The sequence below is a fragment of the Nocardia sp. NPDC058499 genome (genome assembly GCF_042719915.1).
GTDB lineage: Bacteria > Actinomycetota > Actinomycetes > Mycobacteriales > Mycobacteriaceae > Nocardia.
The window spans coordinates 1-23,254 of record NZ_JBHXMZ010000011.1; the positions used below are offsets into that span (position 1 = coordinate 1).

The 23,254-nt window shown below is 66.4% G+C and carries 22 protein-coding genes and 2 pseudogenes; 15 read left to right on the forward strand and 9 right to left on the reverse strand.

Going from position 1 to position 23,254, the window contains the following annotated elements; genetic code table 11:
• Positions 1–217: 217 nt before the first annotated feature.
• Together ACFWPH_RS27810 and ACFWPH_RS27815 are read right to left on the reverse strand one after the other, a co-directional pair.
• Positions 218–421 carry a DUF397 domain-containing protein gene (locus ACFWPH_RS27810; protein WP_378755102.1) on the reverse strand — a complete coding sequence of 68 codons (204 nt, stop codon included), beginning with the start codon at positions 419–421 and terminating at the stop codon, positions 218–220.
• The gene (locus ACFWPH_RS27815; protein ID WP_378755103.1) at positions 418–1,350 is read right to left on the reverse strand and encodes a helix-turn-helix domain-containing protein; all 933 of its coding nucleotides are present in this window, start codon (positions 1,348–1,350) and stop codon (positions 418–420) included. Before ACFWPH_RS27815 ends, ACFWPH_RS27810 begins: the two co-directional genes overlap by 4 nt.
• Positions 1,351–1,782: 432 nt before the next feature.
• On the opposite strand from ACFWPH_RS27815, the gene ACFWPH_RS27820 reads away from it, so the two are divergent.
• Both ACFWPH_RS27820 and ACFWPH_RS27825 read left to right on the forward strand, forming a co-directional pair.
• Complete coding sequence (locus tag ACFWPH_RS27820; protein ID WP_378755104.1) at positions 1,783–2,142, forward strand: hypothetical protein; 360 nt, start codon at positions 1,783–1,785, stop codon at positions 2,140–2,142.
• Positions 2,142–2,357, forward strand: a complete 216-nt coding sequence (locus tag ACFWPH_RS27825; protein ID WP_033247422.1) for a hypothetical protein — start codon at positions 2,142–2,144, stop codon at positions 2,355–2,357. Before ACFWPH_RS27820 ends, ACFWPH_RS27825 begins: the two co-directional genes overlap by 1 nt.
• 143 nt (positions 2,358–2,500) lie before the next feature.
• Here the strand turns inward: ACFWPH_RS27825 and ACFWPH_RS27830 are convergent, their stop codons facing one another.
• Both ACFWPH_RS27830 and ACFWPH_RS27835 read right to left on the reverse strand, forming a co-directional pair.
• Positions 2,501–3,421 (reverse strand): SUMF1/EgtB/PvdO family nonheme iron enzyme, encoded by a 921-nt coding sequence (locus ACFWPH_RS27830; protein ID WP_378755106.1) that lies wholly within the window; start codon positions 3,419–3,421, stop codon positions 2,501–2,503.
• A 66-nt stretch (positions 3,422–3,487) separates the two neighbouring features.
• On the reverse strand, positions 3,488–4,270 hold the full coding sequence (locus ACFWPH_RS27835) for an aminotransferase class IV family protein (RefSeq protein WP_378755107.1): 783 nt from the start codon (positions 4,268–4,270) through the stop codon (positions 3,488–3,490).
• Positions 4,271–4,628: 358 nt separating this feature from the next.
• On the opposite strand from ACFWPH_RS27835, the pseudogene ACFWPH_RS27840 reads away from it, so the two are divergent.
• The 12 genes and pseudogenes from ACFWPH_RS27840 to ACFWPH_RS27895 form a co-directional block, all read left to right on the forward strand.
• Positions 4,629–5,198, forward strand: a pseudogene (locus ACFWPH_RS27840) (SIS domain-containing protein); the annotation flags it as partial.
• A 69-nt stretch (positions 5,199–5,267) separates the two neighbouring features.
• Positions 5,268–6,104: pseudogene (locus tag ACFWPH_RS27845) on the forward strand (bifunctional heptose 7-phosphate kinase/heptose 1-phosphate adenyltransferase); the annotation flags it as partial.
• 108 nt (positions 6,105–6,212) lie between these two features.
• Positions 6,213–6,629: an adenylyltransferase/cytidyltransferase family protein gene (locus ACFWPH_RS27850; protein ID WP_378755301.1), complete on the forward strand. Its 417-nt coding sequence runs from the start codon at positions 6,213–6,215 to the stop codon at positions 6,627–6,629.
• Positions 6,626–7,609 (forward strand): NAD-dependent epimerase/dehydratase family protein, encoded by a 984-nt coding sequence (locus tag ACFWPH_RS27855; RefSeq protein ID WP_378755108.1) that lies wholly within the window; start codon positions 6,626–6,628, stop codon positions 7,607–7,609. The genes ACFWPH_RS27850 and ACFWPH_RS27855 overlap by 4 nt, the downstream gene beginning before the upstream one ends.
• A gap of 17 nt (positions 7,610–7,626) precedes the next feature.
• Positions 7,627–8,730 (forward strand): hypothetical protein, encoded by a 1,104-nt coding sequence (locus tag ACFWPH_RS27860; RefSeq protein ID WP_378755109.1) that lies wholly within the window; start codon positions 7,627–7,629, stop codon positions 8,728–8,730.
• A complete protein-coding gene (locus ACFWPH_RS27865; RefSeq protein WP_378755111.1) occupies positions 8,727–9,995 on the forward strand; it encodes a cytochrome P450 in 1,269 nt (422 codons plus the stop codon). The genes ACFWPH_RS27860 and ACFWPH_RS27865 overlap by 4 nt, the downstream gene beginning before the upstream one ends.
• Entirely contained in the window at positions 9,992–11,266 is a 1,275-nt protein-coding gene (locus tag ACFWPH_RS27870; RefSeq protein WP_378755113.1) for a hypothetical protein, read from the forward strand. The genes ACFWPH_RS27865 and ACFWPH_RS27870 overlap by 4 nt, the downstream gene beginning before the upstream one ends.
• Positions 11,263–12,423, forward strand: coding sequence for a glycosyltransferase family 9 protein (locus ACFWPH_RS27875; RefSeq protein ID WP_378755114.1), 1,161 nt, complete (start codon positions 11,263–11,265; stop codon positions 12,421–12,423). Before ACFWPH_RS27870 ends, ACFWPH_RS27875 begins: the two co-directional genes overlap by 4 nt.
• Positions 12,424–12,427: 4 nt before the next feature.
• Complete coding sequence (locus ACFWPH_RS27880) at positions 12,428–14,119, forward strand: carbamoyltransferase (RefSeq protein WP_378755115.1); 1,692 nt, start codon at positions 12,428–12,430, stop codon at positions 14,117–14,119.
• A 26-nt stretch (positions 14,120–14,145) separates the two neighbouring features.
• Positions 14,146–15,519, forward strand: coding sequence for a GDSL-type esterase/lipase family protein (locus ACFWPH_RS27885; protein WP_378755116.1), 1,374 nt, complete (start codon positions 14,146–14,148; stop codon positions 15,517–15,519).
• Positions 15,516–16,196 (forward strand): hypothetical protein, encoded by a 681-nt coding sequence (locus tag ACFWPH_RS27890; RefSeq protein ID WP_378755117.1) that lies wholly within the window; start codon positions 15,516–15,518, stop codon positions 16,194–16,196. The genes ACFWPH_RS27885 and ACFWPH_RS27890 overlap by 4 nt, the downstream gene beginning before the upstream one ends.
• Positions 16,197–16,528: 332 nt before the next feature.
• On the forward strand, positions 16,529–17,509 hold the full coding sequence (locus ACFWPH_RS27895; RefSeq protein WP_378755118.1) for a dimethylarginine dimethylaminohydrolase family protein: 981 nt from the start codon (positions 16,529–16,531) through the stop codon (positions 17,507–17,509).
• On the opposite strand, the gene ACFWPH_RS27900 is transcribed toward ACFWPH_RS27895, so the two are convergent.
• Positions 17,405–18,541, reverse strand: coding sequence for a hypothetical protein (locus tag ACFWPH_RS27900; RefSeq protein WP_378755119.1), 1,137 nt, complete (start codon positions 18,539–18,541; stop codon positions 17,405–17,407). The genes ACFWPH_RS27895 and ACFWPH_RS27900 overlap by 105 nt on opposite strands.
• A gap of 133 nt (positions 18,542–18,674) precedes the next feature.
• Between ACFWPH_RS27900 and ACFWPH_RS27905 the strand changes: the two genes are divergently transcribed.
• Positions 18,675–19,523: a TauD/TfdA dioxygenase family protein gene (locus ACFWPH_RS27905; protein WP_378755120.1), complete on the forward strand. Its 849-nt coding sequence runs from the start codon at positions 18,675–18,677 to the stop codon at positions 19,521–19,523.
• Positions 19,524–19,583: 60 nt separating this feature from the next.
• On the opposite strand, the gene ACFWPH_RS27910 is transcribed toward ACFWPH_RS27905, so the two are convergent.
• The 4 genes from ACFWPH_RS27910 to ACFWPH_RS27925 form a co-directional block, all read right to left on the reverse strand.
• Complete coding sequence (locus tag ACFWPH_RS27910) at positions 19,584–19,967, reverse strand: GFA family protein (RefSeq protein ID WP_378755121.1); 384 nt, start codon at positions 19,965–19,967, stop codon at positions 19,584–19,586.
• A gap of 144 nt (positions 19,968–20,111) precedes the next feature.
• Positions 20,112–21,026 carry an amino acid--tRNA ligase-related protein gene (locus ACFWPH_RS27915; RefSeq protein ID WP_378755123.1) on the reverse strand — a complete coding sequence of 305 codons (915 nt, stop codon included), beginning with the start codon at positions 21,024–21,026 and terminating at the stop codon, positions 20,112–20,114.
• A complete protein-coding gene (locus ACFWPH_RS27920) occupies positions 21,023–22,126 on the reverse strand; it encodes an inosamine-phosphate amidinotransferase 1 (protein ID WP_378755124.1) in 1,104 nt (367 codons plus the stop codon). Before ACFWPH_RS27920 ends, ACFWPH_RS27915 begins: the two co-directional genes overlap by 4 nt.
• Before the next feature lie 47 nt (positions 22,127–22,173).
• A complete protein-coding gene (locus ACFWPH_RS27925; protein ID WP_378755125.1) occupies positions 22,174–23,205 on the reverse strand; it encodes a fatty acid desaturase family protein in 1,032 nt (343 codons plus the stop codon).
• Positions 23,206–23,254: the final 49 nt, after the last annotated feature.

Here is a 23,254-nt window from a genome sequence, read left to right on the forward strand (position 1 = left end):
TTCCTTTGACCCCCCCTCCTCCTTTTTGCACCAGCGGCGAGGAACAACCGAGGGGAACACCCCGATGGGAGGGTGTGTTGGCTTCTCTGGAGTTCTCCCCCCCCCCCCCCCACCGGCGCAGGCTCCAGGGGGATGGCAGCCGCGCAGGCGATCGGCCAGGGGGTATAGCCGATCGTGGTGACCAGGCTACCCGTACTCGCGGGTGCCCGGCCGGGAGCTAGCCGAATTCACCGTCTTTCACTCCGCTCAAGAAGGCGGCGAACTCGCCGGCGGACAGGTGCAGCACGGGGCCGCGGCCGTTCTGTTTGGTGTCTCGGATGCCAATGGTGCCATTGGGGTAGCGCCCGACCTCGACACAATTTCCGCTGTTGCCACTGAAGGACGACTTGCGCCAGGTCGCGCTGTCGTGGTCGGTGTTCATCGGGAGAGTCCTTCCATTGCCGATCTGATGAGCTCTTGCGATTCAGTTGTGTTCAGGGCGTTCTTTTTCAAATCACGCCAGACAAGTTCGTATGCGGCGACTTCCTCGGGCTTGGACATGTAGAGGCTGCCGGTGAGCGTGTCCATATAGGCCAGAGGTTGCTCCATCGGCTCCCCGTTCTTGCCCTCGGGGAACTCCAGCAGCGAGAACGGGTTGGACACCATCCCGCCGTGGACTCCGACAGTGGCCGGCAGGATCCTGACCGAGATCCTGCGGCGGGCACCGACATCGAGCAGGTGCTGCAGTTGGCGGCCGATGATCTCGGGATCGGCGAACGGTCGCCGGATCGCGGCCTCGCCGATGATCACCTCCAGGCGCGGCGGCGGCGCGTTTTCGTCGTCTCGATCCAGTAGCGCCTGGCGGTCCATCCGTACCCGGACCAGGTCCGATACCCGCTCCTCGCTGACATAACCCGCAGGTGTGCGGGCCAGGATCTCGGCATACTCCTGGATCTGCAGGAGGCCGGGGATCAGTTCGGATTCATACTGGCGGATCGACACCGCTGAGTCCTCGAGCATCACGTACTGGCTGAACCATGTCGGCAGCGACGGCTCGGTGTAGTCGTGCCACCAGGCGCGACCGTTGCGCCGCTCGCGCGTTTCGGCGGTCAAGCTCAGGATCAGGTCACGGTCGGTGGCGGACGCGCCGTAGTAGTCGAGCAGGGCTTTGACGTTCGGTTCCGGGAACTTGACGCCGTCCACGCCCTCCTCCATGCGGATCATCGTCGACCGTCCAACTCCGAAGGCCTGGGCGGCTTGTGTCTGCGTCGGATGCTTGCCCTCCGGCGTTCTGGCGTTCTCCCGCAGACGGGTGAGCTGCCGGCCGATGTAGCGACGCAGAAAATCCGCGCTGACCTGCTCGAGTGCCATCCGGACGCCTCCACTTCCCTCGGAAATGTGTCACCCAAATTAAACATTTCACCCAACGGTAGCAAACGCCGCTGTCTCATATGAGCCTCAATCAAACCGGTCGGTACTGAAACGAACAGATTCTTTTGAAACAGTTCCATTCTGTTCTGTCCTACTTTACTCTGGGTCGTACGACACGGTTTCAGTGATGGGGCAGGGGTGCCGGAGACAGCGAAATGCGCTGCGCGACAACCACCACTGGACCGCCCAGCTCGATGAGTCAGGGGTGAGAGCATGCAGCTCGCGAGTCCACACACTGCGCTGATCAGATATCGCGGCGGCGGTGAAAGAGCAGTCGACCGGTGTGCGCGTTACCGCCAGATGAGGATTCCGGCGAATGTCGCGCCGGGAACCGATCTGATCGTTGTGTCCCTGTCCGATGGCGTTGATTCGGTGACCGCGCCGCGCCTGCTGGCCCGGACCGCGTTCGACACACTGGCGGTCCGCGCGCAACTGGGCCCGGTCGTCGAGCACCAACGAAGCGACCGCCTCACATTTCTCACTGCTCCCGCCCCAGCCCAGCACGACTACAACAGCCGCCTGGTACATCTCAATGTCATTGCCGGAGGACAGCTCGCGCTGCTTCCGTCACCCGCCGATGAGCATGCACGGACCCGACGCTGGGCAATCGAACCCACCACCGCTTCGGCGCTCCCGGAGTTGCCCGCAGTAGTCCACGCGCTGAAAGAGGCCGCCACCCAGTTGAGGCCGGTCTCGCCGGCCGCGGACTGGGTGAGAAGTGGCGAGCGCTGATGGACCCCGAGCTTTCACCGAGGCCGCACGAGCCGGACACCCATATCCGGATCAAGTGGCGCGAGGTCGACTTCCACTTCCGTGCGTGCCTGACCGCGGCCCGCAACTTCCTCGAGAAGTGGGCCGACAGCCACGCACCCACTGCCGACGCCGCCGAGATCGGCGACGGCTGCCTTCCTGCCCGCCGATTGCCTTGCGAGGAGCTCTGGATATGACAGTTGTGACCGATTCCGTTGACGTTATCAAGGCCGACCGAACCACGGTCGTCTACATGTCCGGCGCCATGCCGATCTGGCATGTATCACCCAATCGAAGCACAGCGCGGTCGAGAAACACGCTGCGGCGATCCGTCAACAACTCAGCGTTTCTCGGGCATGATCAGCGTGGTACAGCGGAACCCGGTGTCGTTGTCGCGCATGGTCCGGGAGGCGTCGTTGAATGCTGCTGGTTGTGCACGGTCGAATGGCGAGGTGAAGGCCGATCCCTTGAGTTCGTAGCGATCTGGCGTGGTTTCTGTTGCGAGCCATTCCCAGACGTTGCCGCACAGGTCGTAGACGCCGTAGGGGGAAGCGCCGGATTTGTAGCGGTCGACCGGTGTGGTGGTGCCGGGTCCCGATCCGCGGCAGTTGCATTTTGCCGGTGTCGGCTGGTTGCCCCAGGGCCAGGTGGCTCCGCCGGTGCCGCGTGCGGCTTTTTCCCATTGCAGGCTGGTGGGGAGCTGTTTGCCTGCCCAGTGTGCGTAGGCTTCGGCGTCGTCGTGGCTGACCCATACGACGGGGTGGTCGGCGATCTCGGGCGGTGGCCGGTGGTCTGGCCAGTGTTGTGGTGGCCGGTGGCCGGTGGCGGAGACAAAGCGCGAGTAGTCGGTGTTGCTGACCGGATAGGTGTCGATGTAGAAGCCGGCCAGCCACTCCGGCTGGTCCTGGGGGCCCGAGAGGAAGACCCCTTCGGGTATCCAGGTCACGAGCTTTCCGTCGCCAGGGTGACGGATATATGCAGGTTGCACTACTACATCGGTGTCGTGGGCTTCACCGATTGCCTCGGGTGCGACCGAGCCGGTGAACCGTATTCGTTCAGCGGCATCGAGTCTGGCCAGCGAGGTGTCAAGCGCAGCTTGGTTGACAGGTCGTGGTGTGACTCGCGTGCCTCCCGCTTCCCATTTCGAGACCAAGCGCTCGTGGACGCCGAGGTGTGCAGCGAACTCCCTGATGCTCATGCGCCGCGCCTCGCGCATGGCACGGACGTCGGCTCCTGTCCAGGGCCGAACCAGGCTGATCATGGCGTGCAGTGTCCTTTTCCCGTGTGGTCGGAGTTCAGCCTATCGACGCGGGCGACACTTTTTCGGTCAGAGTCGCTGGGGCGGAATAGATTCGTATTCTTTGCGCAATGTGTCGATCAGTTCGTGCTCGGCGGGCCAACGGTGGTTGTCGAGGCCGGATACGGGCCGCACACCGACAGCAGCGTTGGTCGCTACGACGCCGGTAAACCGGTCGAGCTGGGACAGCGTGATGCGGTCGGTGACGACGTCTTCGTCGCGGGCTTGGTTGATCAGTCGCATGGTGGTGCCGACCAGGACGTCAGCGTGCGGCCAGACCAGCTGTCCGGCGGTGGTGATGAATCCGATATTGCTGGTGGCGATTTCGGTGATCGTGCCGTCGGGTTCGCTGAATACGACATCGTCGTAGCCGGCGCGTTGCGCGCTGGCGCGGTGGTGCATCGCGCCGAAAAGTCCGAGGTGTTTGACTTTGGGCAGGTCGCGGGCGTAGACCGCCGATTGCAGTCGCAGCGGGGGCGGCGGTGTCGAGGACGCCGCGCGCATGGTGACCAGGATGTGTGGCTCGGCGGCAGCGCCGGGCCGGCCCATCTGGATCGCGGGGTCGTAGACACTAACCCGCACGACGGCAGGCCGCTCGGTGTCGCGCAGTGCATGGCGGACGAGTTCGCGGACGCGTTCTGCGTCCAGATCGGTGTCGAACACTGCGCGACAGTCCCGGGTCAGCCGATCCAGGTGCAGCGTCAGTCCTCGGACAGCGCGGTCTTCGACTCGCATCGAGGTGAAGTGACCGAAGTTGACCAGCCCCAATGGAGCGAGGTCGGCGAGCGTGACCGGCACACCGTTGAGTTCCATGCGGCCAGTGTTTCACCGCCGCACGGTGTGATGGGAGTCGCCTGGCACCGAAGTTCGGCGCAAGGGCGGCGAGGTTCAGTGGCAGGGCAGTTCCCGATGGACAGATCCGAACCGAAGCTGAAGCGTGTGACGCCGGCGCGTCGTACGTCGGCGCCGGGGTGGCCGCATCCACGAACAGCCGGGCCTGTCGTCGCCGGTGCAAGAGGCGGTGCGAGTTCCAGAGCGGTAGGTACCGGAGCCACCACGCGATCGCGATGACTTCTGACAGGAATCGGCCTCGCGTCCACCGAGTCGAGGCACCGAACAACCGAATGGCAGGGGAGATTCACTGGTGAATGATCGAGCGGGGGAACCCGATATGGGCAACGGGACGGGTAATGACCGCGTCGCAGCGCTGGCTGCGGCGTTGGCGTCGACCGATCTGGAACGGATCGATGCGTGGGGTCGGATGATCGCGGACCGGTTCCGCCGGGGTGGCCGGGTGCTGGTGGCCGGTAACGGTGGCTCCGCGGCGCAGGCACAGCATCTGGCCGCGGAGCTGGTGGGCCGGTTCGAATGTGAGCGCAACCCGTTGGCGGCGCTGGCCTTGACACCTGATGCGGCGGTGGTAACCGCGATCGGCAACGATTACGGATTCGAGGAGGTGTTCGCTCGGCAGGTCCGTGCGCACGGCCGTGAGGGTGATGTGCTGGTGGCCCTGTCGACGTCGGGGGCCAGCGCGAACGTGGTGGCTGCGGTGCGTGAGGCGGATGCGCGGGGGATGCTCACCTACGCGCTGACCGGGCCGGTCGGCAGCGTGTTGAGCAGGATTTGCGATGAGACCGTGTCCGTCGACGCGGCGGCGACCTCGACGATCCAGGAAGCTCACCTGGTGCTCGCGCATCAGATGTGTGCGGTCATCGACGCCAGCCTGTCCGCCCCCGATGCCGGTCTAGTCGAGGCGCCACCGGGCGCCGAAAGCCCGTGTTCGCCGGAGCCGGTCCGGCATTTGGTGGTGGTCGGTGATGTGCTCGCCGACTGCGACTGGAACGGCGAGGTCACGCGCGTATCGCCGGAGGCGCCTGTCCCGGTCCTGGGCCCTGTGCACCGCCGATGGCGCCCAGGTGGAGCGGGTTTGGCAGCGACGCTCGCCGCGGCCGACAGGTGCGCGGTCACTCTGGTGACCGCTGTCGGCGATGACGACCCGGGCCGCCGGGTTCGTGCGGATCTCGAAGCGGCCGGAGTGTCAGTGATCGATTTGGGCTCGGCAGGACCGACCGCGGTGAAGATGCGGTTGCGGGCGCGCGGGCAAACTTTGCTGATGGTGGACGATTCTGGTGCGCCTGCCGCGGTGGGTGATCCGCTACCGGAAGTGGCTGATGCGTTGGCCGAGGCCGACGGTGTGCTGGTGTCCGACTACGGGCGCGGTGTCGCTGCGCAGCCGCGACTGCGGGCGCTGTTGTCGGCGGTGGCCCGGCGGATTCCGGTGGTGTGGGATCCACACCGCCATGGCGCCGAGCCGGTCGAGCGGGTGAGCGTAGTCGTGCCCAACCAGGATGAGGCCGCCATCCTCGACGGCGATCGTTGTGCTGTACACGATCTGGATAGCGTTGTCCGCCGGGCACGCAGTCTGCGGGATCGGTGGGGATGCGGGTATGCCGTGATCACCCGCGGAGCCGACGGCGCGGTTCTGGTCGGAGACGCCTCCGACCCCCCACAGGTGTTCCCCGCGCCTCGCAGCGAACAAGGTGACAGTTGCGGAGCCGGTGACCGGTTCGCGGTGGCGCTGCTCCACGAGCTGGTCGACAGCCAGGTCCCGGCGGTGGCAGCGCAGAAGGCCGTCGTTTCGGCAGCGGAGTACGTGGCCGGGTACCGCCCTGGTACTCCACCGCCTCCTCTTCAGCCCGGCGGCGGCCAGGACGCGGTGACGGTGGCGGCCCGGGTGCGTGCGGTCGGCGGCACGGTGGTCGCGACCGGCGGGGTGTTCGATGTGCTGCACGACGGGCACCGCCAGCTGCTGGAATCCGCGCGGGCGATGGGTGACTGCTTGATTGTGCTGGTCAACAGCGACGCGTCGGTGCGGCGGTTGAAGGGCCAGTCCCGTCCGTTGGTCCCCGCCGCCCAGCGCGCGGCACTGCTGGCTGCGCTGCGCTGCGTGGACGCGGTCATGGTGTTCGACGACGACACCCCCGCCCCGGTGCTGGAGGGGTTGCGGCCGACGGTGTGGGTCAAAGGTGGTGATTATGCTCATGGCCGGATGCCCGAAGCCGAGGTGGTTGAACGCCACGGTGGTCAGGTGGTCCTGGGCCCTTACCTGGCCGGGGTCTCCACGACGGAATTGATCGAACGCGCCGCCGATCGTCGGGCGGTGCTGTCATGACCGGCCGCACGGTACTGGTGACCGGTTCCTCCGGGTTCATCGGCGCGCACACCGCAGCTGGCTTACACGCCGCCGGATGGGGGGTGACCGGCGTCGACCAGGTGCCGACGCGGCAGTTCACGCAGTGGGAGTCGATCACCGCTGATGCCGCGGACCCGGCACTGCTGGACCGGATCGCGCGGGGAGAGTTCGCGGTGGTCGTGCACCAGGCGGCGGTCACCGATACCGGTGCTGCGAATGACCACCGGTTGCGGTGGGCGAACTCCACGGTGCCGTTGCGGATTTCGCGGGCATGCGCCGCGTCCGGGACGCGGCTGGTGTATGCCTCCTCGGGCAGCGTGTACGGGCGGGTTCCGTATGGGGTGGCGGTACGCGAAGCCGATGCCGAAGACCCAGCGCGCTGCTCCGGGCCGCTGAACTTCTACGCGCGGTCCAAACTCGCGGCCGACCGCGCCATGCGCCGCCGCGCGGTTGTGCTCGGCTTGGACTACGTCGGGCTGCGCTACACCAATATCTACGGCCCTGGTGAACACACCAAAGGACCGATGGCGTCGATCCTGTGGCAGATCGTGACCGCCGCGGCGGCCGGTGCGCCCGTGCGGTTGTTCGACGACACCCTCACTGCTGCCCGGGATTACCTGCCGGTGCAGGTGCTGGTGTCGACGCTGATTCGGTTGCTGGACACCCCGCGCGTGTCCGGTGTCTACAACCTGGGCTCCGGGATCCCGGTGCGGTTCGAGACGCTGCTGGGCTGGTGCACCGAATGGGCGGGTGCTCCCGTGCCGATGGTGGGCGTGCCGAACCCGGTTCGTGACCGTTACCAGTACTGGACGTGCGCCGATATGCACCACCTGGCCAAGGCCCTGCCCGGTCTCGAACCGGTGAGCGTGGACACGATCCGCGCCTATGCCCGGCGATTGTTCGACCTGGCCCGCCGCGACTGTGCGGCTGCGGCCGGTGAGCTCGTGAAATCCCTGTGATCGGAGGTCATCACCCCATGTCTGTCACCGAAGTCCTCGCGACCGAGAAAGCCCTGCGCCACCGAATCACCGCGTTGTCGCGGTCGTTGCGGGAGGTGACCGTCGTCGAGCATCTCCAGAAGCCGCGCTATGTCGGCTACGACACCATCCGCGACGCCGACGGCACCACCCACGGCCGCAAGAAAGCGATTCTGATGTCGGGCGGATGCAGCGTGCCCACCTGCACGATGTGCCCGTTCACCAACTACAACAACTTCGGTCTGCACGCCGCGAATCCCAACGGTTTGCGTGATCAGGTCGCTACGCTGCTGCACCGCAGCGACGACGAACCGGACTACGACGTGCTCGCCCTCTACAACGACGGCTCGTTCTTCGCCCGCCGCGAAGTCCCCGCCGACGTGCAGATCGATATCGCGCGACGGGTCGCGGCCACCGGCGTGCGCCGCCTGGTCGTCGAGAGCTTGCCGCAGTTCGTTACCACCGACACGTTGGAGCCGTTCGTCGATGCGCTCGGCGACGTGCAATTGGAGGTGGGGATCGGGTTGCAGTCGGCGGACCGGCTGGTGCGCGAAACTCTGGTCAACACCCGCGTGACCCGTGAATCGTTCGAGGCGGCGGTGGCGTTGATGCAGGCGCACACTGTGATTCCCAAGGTGTATCTGATGGTCGGCCCGCCGTTTCTCACTGAGGCCGAAGCGGTGACCGATGTGATCGACTCGACCGCGTATGTCGCATCGCGGGGCGTGGACGGGGTGACGGTGTGCCCGACTCGGCTGGCGCCGAACACTGTCGCGTGGTGGCTGTATCAGCGCGGCCACTACCACGCGCCGAACCTGTGGTCGGTCGTGGACGCGGTCCGCGGTGCGCACACCAAGGCGGCGGTGCGGGTGGCGTGCATCAACATGCGCGGCACCGACTTCGACTCGATCTACCCGGACTCGTGCGAACGCTGCGCGAATCCGATCGTGGACGGGCTGGTCTCCTACAGCATCAGCGGTGACCTCGTCGATCTGCCGGCCGCGTGCCGGTGCCGGGAGCCGATCCAACCGGTCGCCCTCGACCACGACCACATCCTCGCCCGTACCGCGGCCACGATGGATGCCTGCGAGGCGATCGCATGAACCTGCCACCGATCGTGGCTGGGCACCCGCCACCAAATCTGCCCGGATTCCTCACCACGCAGCGGCGCCGGCTCGGCGACGTCTTCGCTATCGAACCCGCCGACGGTGCGCCGACCGTGTATTGCCTCAGCTCGGCCGCAGTGGCCGAGATGTTCGCCCGAGAACGCGAGGGCGCGGTGGAGATCCACAACACCGACGTGGTGCACACCTTGTTCCAGCGCGCGGTATTCACCCTGCGCGGCCGCGAACACACCGCCGCCCGCACCTGGTTGTCGACAGGGCTACGCCACGACGCGGTCGCAAGCTACCTGCCGACCGTGGCCCAGATCGCGCACCAGCATGCCACCGGCTGGACGGCCCGGTCGGTGGTGGCGCTGGATCAGGCCGCACGCGACTACACCATGGACCTATGTCTCGCGGCGATCCTCGGTCTCGCTGCTGACGACGCTGTCGCGAAGCGAGTACCGGAACTGTTCGACCTGTTCGTTGCCGGCGCCGAACTACCCCCGGACGACAGTGATGATGAGATCTTCGCGGCCGCTGTCGACGCGGCCACTGAGCTACGCGAACTACTGCGCACCCACCTTGTGCACGTCACCGAGGCTGCACCGCCGTCGGTGCTGTCCACGCTGCTCGCCTCCCACCAGGCGCCCGGCCCGGCGATGGTCGATCATCTGTTGGCGCTGCTGATCGCGGCCCGGGAGACCACGGCGAGCCTGATCACCTGGCTACTGATCGAATGCGCCCTCGACGACCAGCTCGCCGACGCCGTGCGCGGCGAAGCCCACGCGGTCCTCACCGATCCCGTGCAGGTCATTGACCGCGGGGGTGCGCCCTTGCTACGGCGGGTGCTGACCGAATGTACGCGCCTGCACACCCCCAATACCGTCGCCACCCGCCACGCCGTCACCGATACGCGAATCGGCGGCTACACCGTCCCTGTCGGATGGCATGTGGCCTACAGCGCTCCGGCCACTCACCAGTTGCCCGAGCTGTTCACTGACCCTCACACATTCGACCCGCAACGCTTCTGCGGCCCGGCCGGGGCACGCCGCGCCGGCGGGCTCCTGGCGTTCGGGCGCGGCGCGCATGCCTGCGCAGGCCGCGGGTTCGCCGAAGCCAGTACCCTGTTGATGGCGGCGGCGGCATTCGCCGGGCATCGCATCACATTGGCTGCGCCGCAGCGGCCGCGCGTGGCCCGGTTCCAGCCGGTGCGCACCCCCGCCGGTCCGGTACATGCCACCGTGACGGCGGTGAGCCGGTGAACATCACCGATATCGTCGGCCACCTGGCGCGGTTCGACGCGCAGTCGAGCCAGCGGCTGCATTTGGTCGCCAGTGAGAATGGGATGCCTGATCAGGCACTGACCCCCTATGTCACCGACGCGTTGACCCGATACTGCTTCGGCACCAGCGCGGACACACACTGGGCGTGGCCGGGCCGCGACGTGCTCGCCGACCTGGAAGCACATGCCCAAGCTTGTATCGGCACGCTGCTGGGTGCTCGGTTCGTCAACCTCAAACCGGTGTCAGGGCTTTCCGCCATGACCGTGGCGGTCTCCGCGCTGTCCGGTTCGGCGGGCACCGTGTTCAGCCTGGCCGAGGCCGATGGCGGGCACGGCTCCACACCATTCGTGGCGCGCCGGTTCGGTCTGCACTGGCAGCCACTACCGGTCGACCCCCACAGTTGGGGTGTCGATGCGGAGGTACTCGCACGGCGCGCCCGCTGCCTCAGCGGGCCAATGCTGATCTATCTCGATTCGTTCATGGCCCTGTTCCCACACGATCTGGCCGCGATCCGCGCCGCAGTGGGAGAACACGCCCGCATCCATTACGACGGCTCCCATACCCTCGGATTGATCGCCGGCGGCCGATTCCAACAGCCGCTGGCCGAGGGCGCCGACAGTCTCGGCGGCAGTGTCCACAAAACCTGGCCCGGCCCCGTCGGCAAAGGCGTTCTCGCGACGAACGACCCACAGCTGGCAGGGGAAATCGACCTCCATGCCGCGGGCTGGATCTCGCATCATCACCCCGCCGATGTGGTCGCGTTGGCGATCTCGGCGACCTGGATGAGCGAGAAAGCCCCCGCCTACGCCGCGCATGTCGTGGCCAACGCCCGCCGTTTGGCCGCCGCGCTCACCGGCGCGGGGTTCACCGTGTGCGCGGCCGAGCGCGGCGGCACCGGCTCGCATCAAGTGTGGGTCGACATCGCCCCGGTCTGTCCGGCGGCGACCGCCGCACGGCTGCTATACGAGGCCGGGATGGTGGTGAACGCCATCGATATCCCGTACCTGCCCGCCCCCGGGCTGCGTCTGGGGGTGCAGGAGGCCACCTTCCTGGGCTTCGACCAGAGCGGGATGGACGACATCGCCGCGCTCACGGCCCGCGTACTGATTCACCGTGAATCGACCGCCACCGTCGCGCCCGCGGTCACCGCGCTACGCGACCGATACCGCCCCGCCGCCGAGCATCTGGTTTCCGACGAGCTGGCGCAGCGCCGCGGTTGGCGCGCCGAATCGAGGACTAGGACATCGTGACTACTAGTGATCTGCCGTTGACCACGAACGAGTTCACCTGGCGACCGGAATGCCGCCACTTCGTCGGTGGCCTGCCGTGTCGGCACTGGCGGGCCTGCCCGGGCTGCGACCTCTACGATCCGGTGACCCGCCGGATCTTGATCGTGATGCTCAAACGGATGGGCGACATGCTCATCGCCTCCCCGCTTCCGGCTCGGCTCAAGGCCGAACACCCCGGCGCGCACATCACCTGGGTTGTCGGCGCTGACTCCGCGCCCATCGTGGAGATGATCCCGCATGTCGACCGGGTCTTGATCTGGGACGCCGACACCGCCGAGACCCTGCTCGCCGAAAGCTACGATGCGATCTACTCTTTCGAGCGGCATCCGGCCGCCGCAGGTCTGGTGCCTCGAATCCGGGCCGACCATCGCGCAGGACTCGCCTACGGAGGCCCGCACAACAGCCTCTACCCGATCGGCACGCCAGCACGGCATTTCTTCGCCATGAATACCTGGAATGACTACCGCACCCGCGGCAACCAGAAAACCTGGACCGAACTGTATTTCGAGGTCGCCGGATACACCTACACCGGTGAGCCCTACCAACTAAAGGTCCCCGACCGAGCCCGGTCACAGGTGATGTCACGGCTGGGGCTGAGCGGCGGCTGGATCTGCCTCAACGTCGGCGGCTCCAAAACCACCAAACTCTGGCCGCCCGGGTGCTGGATCGACCTCGGGCAGAGGCTCCTCGACGACGGAAACCGCCTCGTCATCACCGGCGGCCCCGGAGACGCCCGCGTCTGCCATCAACTGCTGCGCGCGCTGGACACCGGTGTCGGCCGCGTCCGCCACGACCTGATGACCCTCGAAGAGTTCGCCGCGGTCCCCGACTTCTGCGAGGTGATGGTCACCGGCGATTCTCTGGGTTTCCATCTCGCCCTCGCCCACGACCTGCCCGTGGTGCTGCTGCTGGGCCCGAGCAATGGCGCCGAAGTCGTCCCCAAACACGCTGACACCGTCACCGTGCTGCGGTCATCCCTGGCGTGCTCGCCGTGCGCACATCAGGTCACCTGCGGCGGGGCCGGTGGCTGTATGGACACCATCACCGTCGATGCCGTCCACGCCGCCGTCCGTAACTCACTGGCCCCGTTCCCAGCCCGATCCGTGCGAGAGGGGTGACCGGATGGGATTCGTACTCGGGCTCGGCGGCCCCTACCACCACGACGCCTCCGCCTGCCTCGTCGCCGATGGCCACGTCATCGCGTTCGCCGAGGAGGAACGCTTCTCCCGGATCAAGCACCACCGCCACTCCCGCTCAGCCGCGGCCGCGGCCGCGTGGTGCCTGCACCAGGCCGGCATCGGGTGGAGCGATATCGATGAAGTCGCTGTCGCATGGAACCCACACTGGCCCAACCGCTGTGAGTACCTCACCGACGAGGACGTGATCGCCGAACTCATCGGCCCCCATGCACACCACGCGGGCGGACCACGGCAGCTGACCGTCATCGGCCACCACCGAGCCCACGCCGCGAGCGCCTTCTATCCGGCCGGTGTCACCGACGCCGCCGTAGTCGTTGCCGACGGCTCCGGGGACGGGGTAGCCACCAGCATCCACCACGGCACCCGCACCGGACTGCACACCGTGCACGAGATTCCTTTCACCCAGTCGCTGGGCTGGTTCTACCAAGCCGCGACCACCCACGCCGGGCTCGGAGACTGGACGAACGCCGGCAAGCTGATGGGCTTGGCCGCCTACGGCCGACCGGCCATCGATCTGGACTTCCTGCGCCCCACCCGCGGCGGCTACCACCTTGATCTCACCGGCTATGGACTCGCGCCCAGCATCGACCAGACCGCCCGCTACAGCGACTTCTCCTACTACCGCAACCTGCACCGCACCTACAGCAAAGCGTTCACCGACGCCGGAGTTCCCGCTCAACCATCAGCAGGATACGACACGCACCGCGGCATCGCCGCCGACCTCGCGGCCTCCGTGCAACTGCTGCTGCAACAGTGCCTGATCAGCGTGGTGACCACTGCGGTGAAGGAGACCGGGGCAAGCGCGGTGTGCCTGGCCGGCGGCGTCGCGCTCAACTGCACCACCAACGGAATCCTCGCCCGCACCCCCGAGATCACCTCCCTGTTCGTGCAACCAGCGGCCGGTGACGCCGGCTGCGCGCTCGGCGCCGCACTCGAACTCGCACACCGCCGCGGCGAATACACAATGCCCGGCCCGCACCAAACCCATGCACTGCTGGGCCCCGCCTACGACAACCACGCCATCGAGACCGCCTTGCACGCCGTTGGCGCGAACTACACCACCCCACCCGATATCGCGGCCGCCGCCGCCCGCTTGCTGGCCGACGGAAGGGTCATCGGCTGGCACCAGGGCCGCGCCGAGGCCGGACCCCGCGCGCTCGGTGCCCGCAGTATCCTCGCCGATCCCCGCACCACCGCACTGCGCGACCGCATCAACCGCGACATCAAACGCCGTGAACTGTGGCGCCCACTCGCACCGAGCATGCTCGACCTGGCCCCGTGGACGACTACACCGGACGGACCGGCAGAATTCATGATCGTCGCCCACGACGCCACACCCCAAGCACAGCAACACATCCCCGGTGTCGTCCACGCCGACGGCACCCTGCGCCCACAGCGAGTCACCCCGGACAACCAGCCCACCTATGCGCGACTGCTGCACGCGTTCGAAGCCGAGACCGGTATCGGCGTCGTGCTGAACACCAGCTTCAACGTCCCCGGCGAACCGATCGTCGAATCACCGGCCGATGCACTGCGCAGCGGCGCCCGGTTGGGCCTGGACGCCCTCGTGATCGGCGACTACCTCACCATCCCGCCCCAGAACACCACCCGATAGCACCAGCCGACGACCAGGACAGGATCATGACCAGCGTGACCGACACCAGCGCCCTCCTCATCGACCGGATCCACGCCCGCCACGGCGACGCGGTGCGCATCGGCACCGGCTGCGACCTCGCCGACGACGTCGAGTTCGTCATCGACCCCGACGCCACGATCACCCTCGGCGACCGGGTCAGCATCCGCCGCGGCACCACCCTGCAAGCCAACACCGGCGGGCACATCATCATCGACGACGACACCGCGATCGGCGAGAACGTCGTCCTCTCCGCCATGACCCACATCCGCATCGGCCGGGGCGTCGGCATCTCCAACATGGTCGACATCCACGACCACAACCACCGCCCCCGCACCCACGACACCCTCACCACCGACCAGCCGATCACCCCGTGGGCCAGCGGCTTCGACGCCGCACCCATCACCATCGAACCCGGCGCGATCATCTCGAACAAAGCCACGATCACCGCCGGGGTCACCATCGGCCAAAACGCTCTCATCGGCGCCAACGCCGTCGTCACCACCTCGATACCACCGAACAGCACCGCCCTCGGCGTGCCGGCCCAGGTCAAAGATCGCCACCCCGGCCCGCTCGACCCAAGACACCCCCGCCGACAACTACACATCGGCTGGTTCGGCACGTCGCTGATGGAGCATTACGAAGCCCATCACCCCCGCCTGTCGACTCAAGCCGATCTGCCTGCCGTCGGGGAGCAGATCGAGGTCACCGAATGGCGCCACCGCGGCTACGTTCACGCCCTGACCACCCGCTGGCAGTCGAGCTACCCATGGATCACCATCACCACCGACAACCGGGGCGAAGGAGGCGCGACCAGCCGAGACGTCCTGGTCAACGTCAACACTGCCGTCCACGGCGGCGGCCGCTGGGATCTCGCATTCCTCGGTGTCGGCATCAATGACATCTGGCGCCACCACCAAGGCCGGATGAGCGAAGCGGTCGGGATCGACGAGTACGACACCAATATCCGCACCGCCCTGGCGCTTCTGTCAGAGGCCACCCGCCGCATCGTTGTGATCGGCGAACCTCCGATCGGCTGGGACCCGGCCATCGACGTAGCCGCCGCGAACCGCGACCTGCTCGAATACAACCAGCGGGCTCGCCGCGCTGCCGACGATCACCACGCGCAGTACATCGACCTCTGGGACGACATCACCTACACCGCCACCTGCTTCGGCTGGTCACCCACCACCCCGACCGCCCCAACTCGGGGAGAACCCAGTATCTGGAGCGACGGCGTACACCTGTCCGAATACGGCGACGACCTGCTACACCAAATCGTTGCCCGACACCTCAGCGATCACCGAATCCACGACGGACTGCTCACCCTCGACCGTTTCGACCGCGCAACCGCAGCTCGGCGCTACCACGTTGCACGGTGACCGCGACAACCCCGCGGTTCGCGCTGATCGACCGCCTCGTGCAGGGCCCGAACCGGCCACGCGTCATCTTTTGTGATTGGCACGGGGTGCTGTGCCAGAAACCCTACTGGCACAGCATCACCGACGACAGCAACAACCCGCTACACGCGATCCTCGCCGGCGAACTGGACCGGTTGTTCACCGCAGGAAACCGAAACGGACGCGACTGGATGCGTGGGCTACACACCTCACACGATATTCTCCGCGCGCTCGCCGACAGGCACACACACCTTGACGTCGACGAACTCCTGGCTCGTCTCGTTGAGGATATCGCCCGGATGCCCGTCGACCAGCCACTGCTACAGACGCTTCGCCATGCTCGGGCTTTCGCAACGATAGTCCTGGCCACAGACAACATCGATACGTTCACCACGACGTTCCGAGACATCCAGAATGGTCGTGTCAGTGCAGGTACAGACCCAGAAGTGCTTTCGGGTGTCGTATCGGTGTTCGACGACATTCTCAGTTCCAGCGAACTCGGTGTGCTGAAATCCGAGAACTCGCAAACGTTCTTCGGTCCATGGCTGAGGAGGGCGGGCCTCTCCTTCGCCGACGCACTCCTTATCGACGACCGCGAAGACAACTGCATCGCATTCGAGCGGCACTCCGGGGCTGCATTACAGTGGGGCGCCGTGTAGCGCGGAGGCAACCGTTTTGGTCCGGCCAGTACAGGGGGCGAAACCTAGCCGATGCACACGGCCCGCCACCGGGCAGACCGAATGACAGCGTGTGGCTAGTCCAGTGCTGCCAGCATCGCGACTGCTGTCCCGGTTCCAAGGAGTTGCCCGGCAGCCAGCAGCCCAGCGGTCTCAGCTACTGGAACCTATGCGAGTTGTCCTGCTTCCTCGCCCACTGGCCGGGTGGCATCACATGGGAAAGGTGCCGCCTTCGTCGGACCTCCAGCATGGCGCGGGCGGAACAGACATCGGCGTGCGACGGATTCGAGAGCGGGACAGTGACCGGAGTTCAGGTGAGGCGGGTCGGGGTGGACAGTGAGTTCGGGGAGTTGCGGTCGGTGATCATGCGGTATGCCGGGCCGGTCACGCTGGACCTTTCCGGGTCGCTCGATCCGGTTCTGGCTCGTCAGCGCGAGACCAGCTGCTGGCGGACGTATTCGCCTGGCCGGGTGCGCGCGCAGCAGGCCCACTTCATCGATCTTCTGCGCCGTCGCGGTGTGGAAGTACTATTCGCCGACCAGGCTCCGGCCTCCTACGGCCAGCACTACACCCGGGACATCGGGTTCGTCATCGACGATGCGTTCGTGGTGTCCCGGTTGAATTCGCGGCGACGGCAAGCCGAGTTCGCGGGAGCACGGCACCTGGCGGAGCGAATCGAGAGGGTCGCCTACCTCGATGCGGGCACGATCGAGGGCGGTGATGTGATGTTGCACGACAGGCTGGTGCTGGTCGGCCTCAGCGAAGAGACTTCGCCGGCCGGGGTCGATGCGCTGCGCTACCAGCTCACCCGGCTCGGGCTCGACCGCACCATCCGGCCGATCGAGTTCGCGTGCGGTGGCATCGTGCACCTCGACGACCATTTCAATATCGTCGCCCCGCAGGTGGCGTTGGTGAATCCCGGGGTATTCGGCGATGCACAGATGCGGTGGTTCGCCGCACATTTCGATCTGATCCCGGTGACCGGCGCCGAGGCCGCGGCGGTGGAGGTGAACGCGCTGGCGCTGGCGCCGGGGGTGGTGGTTGTCGCCGAGCGCAGCGAGCGGATCGCCGCGCAGCTCGATGCCCGGGGGATCGAGGTCATCCCGCTGGATTATTCCGAGGTCACTCGGATTCCGGGCGCGTTCCGCTGTTCCACTTTGCCGTTGGTCCGCGCGAGCACGGTGGTGCCGTCACCGGGAGGGCAGCAGTTCGAATGCGGCCTCGGCGACGCGGCGGCCGTTGACCTGGATATGCAGCCGTCCGGTGCCGGGACCAAGCTTGCGGCCCGACGTTGACCGCAGCGGCTGAGTCCTCGACACGGTGCGGGATTCACCGGGTGCCAGCGTGAGCGTGGTGCCTTTGAATACGGCCTCAGCGTGGCTGCCGCGGGCCCGCGGGTAGGCCAGGACGTAGTCGATGACGAGGTGTTCGGTGGTGGTGCCGGTGGCCCGCAAGGTGCAGTCGATGCCGAGGCCGTCTCCGATGGCCACTTCTGTTGCGTCCAGGCGCAGGGTGATGACCTCGACTAGCGGGGTGGTCGAGAGCCCGAGGAATTCGAACGCGCCCGGGTGCCCCTTTTTGATGAGTGTGCGCAGCGATTGCCGGATGAGGAATTCCATTTCTTTCGGGCGCTGCCGGTTCGCCGCGCGCCACCGGCCCAGTGTGGCCAATGCCAGTTCAGGATCGATAGTGGTGATGTCGTTGAGGTGATTGGCGACCGATTGGGTGACAAACCGGGAACTGTCGGCGAATAGTTCGTCCAAAACCGGAATTGCGGCGTCGATGGGCAGCGTGATTCGCGACGACCACGGCAGTTTAGGCCGTGTTCCTTCGCTGACCAGGCGGCGGACGTGATAGTCGGGGTCCCGACTCCATTGCGAGACCGCTTTCATCGTCTCGTCCGGATAGGCGTTGAGAAAATAGCGCAGCGCGTCTTCGGCGGTGAAGTGCTTGGTCATTTCCTTCAAGGCATCGAGTGAAGTATCGAGGTTTTCACGGGTACAGCCGTAGCGGGCGATCCAGTCGGAGTACGGGGCGTAGGTGTAGAGGCCGAAATCGCTACCGGTGAAGGTCGCATCGTCGTGCGGGGGCAACGCAGCGATCAGGATCTTTGTCGCCGCGCCGACATCGGTGGGCAGATAGGATGCTAAAGCATCTGCAACACAAGCGATTCGAGACTTGAGTTCCAGGCGGGGAAGTCGGTCCATCACGGTCGCGATGAACCCATCGGCATCGAATCCGGCCGCGACCCGTGACAGGTCACCGGCCAGTGATTCGACCCGCGCACGGTTCATCGCGGACTCTTTCAGCGGAATCGACTGAGTCATACTGCAAATGATATCCCTATTCCCCAAGTCGCAAACGGACCGCCGCCCGGATGGGTTCGATTCGAACCCTGCGCAGGCTTGCCCAGTTGCTCAGTCGCGCACTTGGTTCCGGGTTTCTTGCTAGAATTTCTCGGTGCGTCGCTATCATATCGACTCGTTGACATCCACATTCGGTGCCCGGATTTTCGGTGTCGATCTGTCCCGCCCGTTGGAGGAATCGGTTTCGGCTTCCCTCGTGGGGGATCTTCTGAAATACAGGGTCCTGGTGATCCGGGGTCAGTCGTTGTCGCACGAAGACCATATCCGGGTGAGTCGATTGTTCGGAGAGCCGGAAATACATGTGCAAGATCAGTACGCGGTGCCGGGGTTCGCCCAAATCGTTACGATCAGCAATATTCATCGCAACGGGGTGCCCATCGGCTTGTACGACGGTGACAACGAACAGGAGTGGCACACCGATTTGTCGTTCCGGCCGGCGATGAGTTCGGTGTCGCTGCTGTATTCGGTGATCGCCCCGGAGTCCGGTGGGGAAACCCGGTTCGCGGATACGACCACGGCCTACGACGATCTACCCGCTGGGCTGCGGGCCCGGGTCGACGGGCTCAGCGCGGTGCACTCGATGGTGCATCTGTTCGAGCGCCAGGCAGCTGACAACCCTGCGAAAGTTCCGTTGACCGACGCTCAGCGGGCGCAGGTGCCGGATGTGGTGCATCCGCTTGTGCGTCGGCATCCGCGCACCGGGCGCCGGTCGCTGCTTCTGGGCGAGTTGATCATCCGCAATATCGTCGGTCTCGGCGAATCCGAGTCGACCGGCCTGCTCGAACAGCTGCACGCCCACGCCACCGCCGAGCGGTACGTGTATTCGCATCGGTGGGCGGTGGGAGATCTGGTGGTCTGGGACAACCGGGCCACGATGCACACCGCCTCGCCCTGTGATCGCACCCGCCACCAGCGTCTTCTCTATAGGACTACGGTCATGTGATCACGGCGGGTTGTGCCGGGCAGCGTTGCCCGGCACAGCCGGCCGTGTGGTCGGTGCAGGTCAGGGTTCGGCGTCGACGGTCTCGATGACCGGCAGCCACGGCACCGCGTTGTTCTTGAACGACTGGTGTACCGGGACCAGTCCGGCGCTGTCGTCGAGACTTGTGATCGTGACCCCGACCGTGCCGGGCGCATCGCCTTTGGAGGCCACGCTGGATCCGCATTTCGGACAGAATCCGCGGCAGATGCCGGGGAAGGTCTCGAACCAGGTCGGTTCCCCGCCGGGACCGATCCACTCGAATCCGTCGGCCGGGAAGTCCACCCAGGTCATCACCGGGGCACCCGATAGCCTCTGGCAATTCTGACACGAACAGACATGTGGCCAATCGGGCTCACCGTCGGCGCGGTATCGAAGAAGCCCGCACAGGCATCCACCTTCATGCATCACACGCACCCTCTCTAGTCGAAATTCATTGTCAATAAATCGGTTTGGTGGGTCCGCCTACGGGGGCCGGGCACCGTCCCGGCCAGACTAGAGCAGCACCCGCGGTGGATCCGGGATGCCACAGGTGTGCCGGATCGACCGGCGTCAGAAGACCGCGGATTGCCAGAACAGGTGAATGTCGCGGACTCCGGTGGCAGCCATGGCGAGCCGTTCGATCCCGATACCGAGACCGACACTGTGGGAGGGCACGGCACCGGCGAGGATCGCCTGCTGCACGAGCGATTGTTCGGGGTTGTACAGGCCGATTCCGCTCGCACGCTGGACGAAGGCTTCGGAGTCGGTCTCGTCCTCGTAGCCGTGGACGACCTCGATGCCGTCGATGAACACCTCGAACCGGTTGAGCACCGCGGCAGTGTCCTCGCGCAGTTTGGCGCAGGGCTCGTTGCCGCCGAGGGGCATATCGACCAGGAACAGTGCGGTCCCGGCGCTGCGCGGCTCCAGCTCGGCGGCGATATAGGCGTCGAGCAGCTCGTGCAACGGTGTTTCGGCCGGCACGTCGAGGTGCCGCGCGAGGGCGCCGGTGTGCCGGTCCAGGGTTTCGCGGGTGAGGTCGACGCCGAGGGTGGCACCGAGATGGTCGGCGACCGAGATCCGCTCCGCAGTGCCGGGGTGGGCGAGATGAACCAGGTCCTCGGCGAGGCTGATCAGGTATTCGTAGCTTTCCTGCGCTGCGTAGAGGTCGAGCATGCTGAATTCGGGGAGGTGGGTGTGGTCGGCGGGGTCGTTGCGGAAGCAGGGGCCGATCTCGAACGCCCGCGGGGTGTGGGCGAGTTGGTAGCGCAGTGCGGGGCCGATCATGCTGCGCAGCCACCCGTCTTGGCTGCCCACGGTGGCGTGGGCTCGTTGCCCGGTCAGGTCGTCGGCTTGCCGGAAGGTCGGGGTGGTGACTTCGGCGAACCCGTGGCCATGGAGGAGGGTTCGGAGTTTGTACAGCAGGTCGGATTTGGTCTCGATGGCCTCGCGCGGCGTCAGTGTCGGCCTGGTGGTGGTGCGGCTCATGCGAGGTAGTCCTCGGGGCCGCCGGCGCGGACGGTGTCGAGGGTGAAGCAGTGGAAGCCGCCGCCGAAGAGGCGGCGGTGGCGGTGCTGGACGGGGATGACGGTCAGACCGTGTTTCTCCAGGGTGCGCATCAAGTCGGTGCACAGGCTGTTGACGACGACGGTGTCTTCGTCAATGGACAGGACGTTGATGTCGATGTAGCGGCTGGTCAGGTTGAATCCGAAGTCGCTGTAGTCCGGGAAGGCATCCTCGGACTGTTCGGGTGGAATGATGATGTCCCAGCTGTGCAGTGGTTCGGGCAGCGTGTCGAGGTAGTCGCGCGAGCGCAGCATCAGCAGGCCGGGCCGCAACGGCACCACGATGGAATCGATATGACTGTCGGCGATGGCATCGACCCGGTGGAATCGCAGGCCGGGAAACGCGCGGCGCAGCCAGGTCAGGCCGAGGTCGTGGTTGGTGTTGGCGACGTTGACCAGGACGTCGCGGCCCAGGCGGATGCACTGGGCGCCATCGAAGATCAGCTCGTGTCCCAGTCCGGGTAGCACGCGGGTGTCGGTGTCGCCGGTGACGGCTGACAGGTCGACCGGCTGGCCGTCGAAGAAGCTGGGGTCCAGGGACTGGCGGGCCAGCGCCGGCCGCGGCATCGACAGCCAGCCGGATCCGGCGTTGAGGTAGCGGTAGAAGTGGGGTTTGAGGTAGTCGTTCTCGAACACCCGGCCCCGGATATGGGGCGCGGTTTCCACGATGGTGTCACCGAGGATGATCGTCTGGTCGCGCACGTTCAAGGGCGGTGTTTCCCGGGCCGACCACCAGGGTGAGCAGATCACGGTGCGGTCGGTGACCGGCTCGGGGCGCAGCACTTGCACTCCGGCCTGGGTCAGCGCGGCGCAGAAGCCCTCCACGTCTTCTTCCAGTTCGTCGACCAGCTGTGGTGGGATCGCCAGTTCCCGGCCGCCGGCGGCCGCGGTAGGAGTGACGTTGTCGAGGTAGAACAGGCGGAAGCTCGAATCGGCGTCGTGGGAGGTGTAGCCGTGAGGTTCACCGACGATCACCTCCCGTAGCCGGGTGAACTCGTCGAAGCTGTTGACTGGCAGAGACATCGGGTTCCTGTTCGGGTTTGTTCTCGCGGCGCGGGTTCCGGGTGCGGTCAGGTGTTTGGCTGGTGTTCGGCGAGCTGGCGGTGCAGGGTGGCCACGATGTCGTCGAGCACGCAGGGGATGTCCGGGGTGGCGCGGCGGCGGCGGAAATAGCCCGAGCACCAGGGCACTTCGTCCCAGCGGGGGTAGTGCGCGCGCAGAATTGCGGCGGCTTCGGGCAGCTCGCGCCAGCCGATATTGGGGAACCAGTGATGGATCGGGTGATACATGTCGTCGTTGTGGCCGCCGAGCAGGTGGCGGGTCAGCGCGTGCGAGGTCCAGCCGCGGGTCTGGCGGATGACGTCGCTGTTGTGAATGAGGCCGGCGTGGTTGCCCAGGTCGGTCAGCCAAGTGACGATGGGGCGCACCGCGATCAGCGGCAGCGCCCAGTAGAGCGCGAAATGCAGGCCCTGGCCGAGCGCGGTGGCCGCGGCGGCGGCCGCGGCCCAGGTCGCCCATCGGCTGGTGGCGGCTTTCCAGCTCTCGTCACCGGCCTTGCCGACCAAGGTGAGCAAGCCGTACGCGGGCAGCTTCCACACCGCGTTGCCGAGGATCACGTGGAGGACGAATGTCTTCTTGTCCGGCCATCCGGCGTGCGCGCGGCGTGAGATGTAGGAGCGCAGCATCGGATCTTCGGGGCTGCCCAGCTTGGCGTGGTGGATGCGGTGGCTGCGCCGGTACGGGGTGAACGGTTCGCCCAGCGCCATGCAGTTGAGGTGCCCGAGCAGGGTATTCGCGCGCCGGGAGCGGGTGAGCTTGGTGTGAATTGCCTCGTGGGTCAGATTCGACAGGTGCCGTTGCCGGATCCCGATATAGACCATGCACGCCACGGTCAGGACCGGGTGGCCGACGGTGATGCCGACCGCAGCGGTGGCGGCGGCCGCGAGGTAGTCCCGGGCCAGATCGCGCGGGCCTTCGGCGCGACCGCGGGCACACAGCGCGTCCATGCGCGCGACCAGCTCAGGGCCGAAAGTACGGCGGACCGGGCCGGATGCTCCTGCCGAGGGGCGTCGCCGGGTGGACTCACGCACCGCGATAGTCATGCTCACTTCTCCACGCTCAGTTCGGGGACGAGACCAGCCACGACCCGCA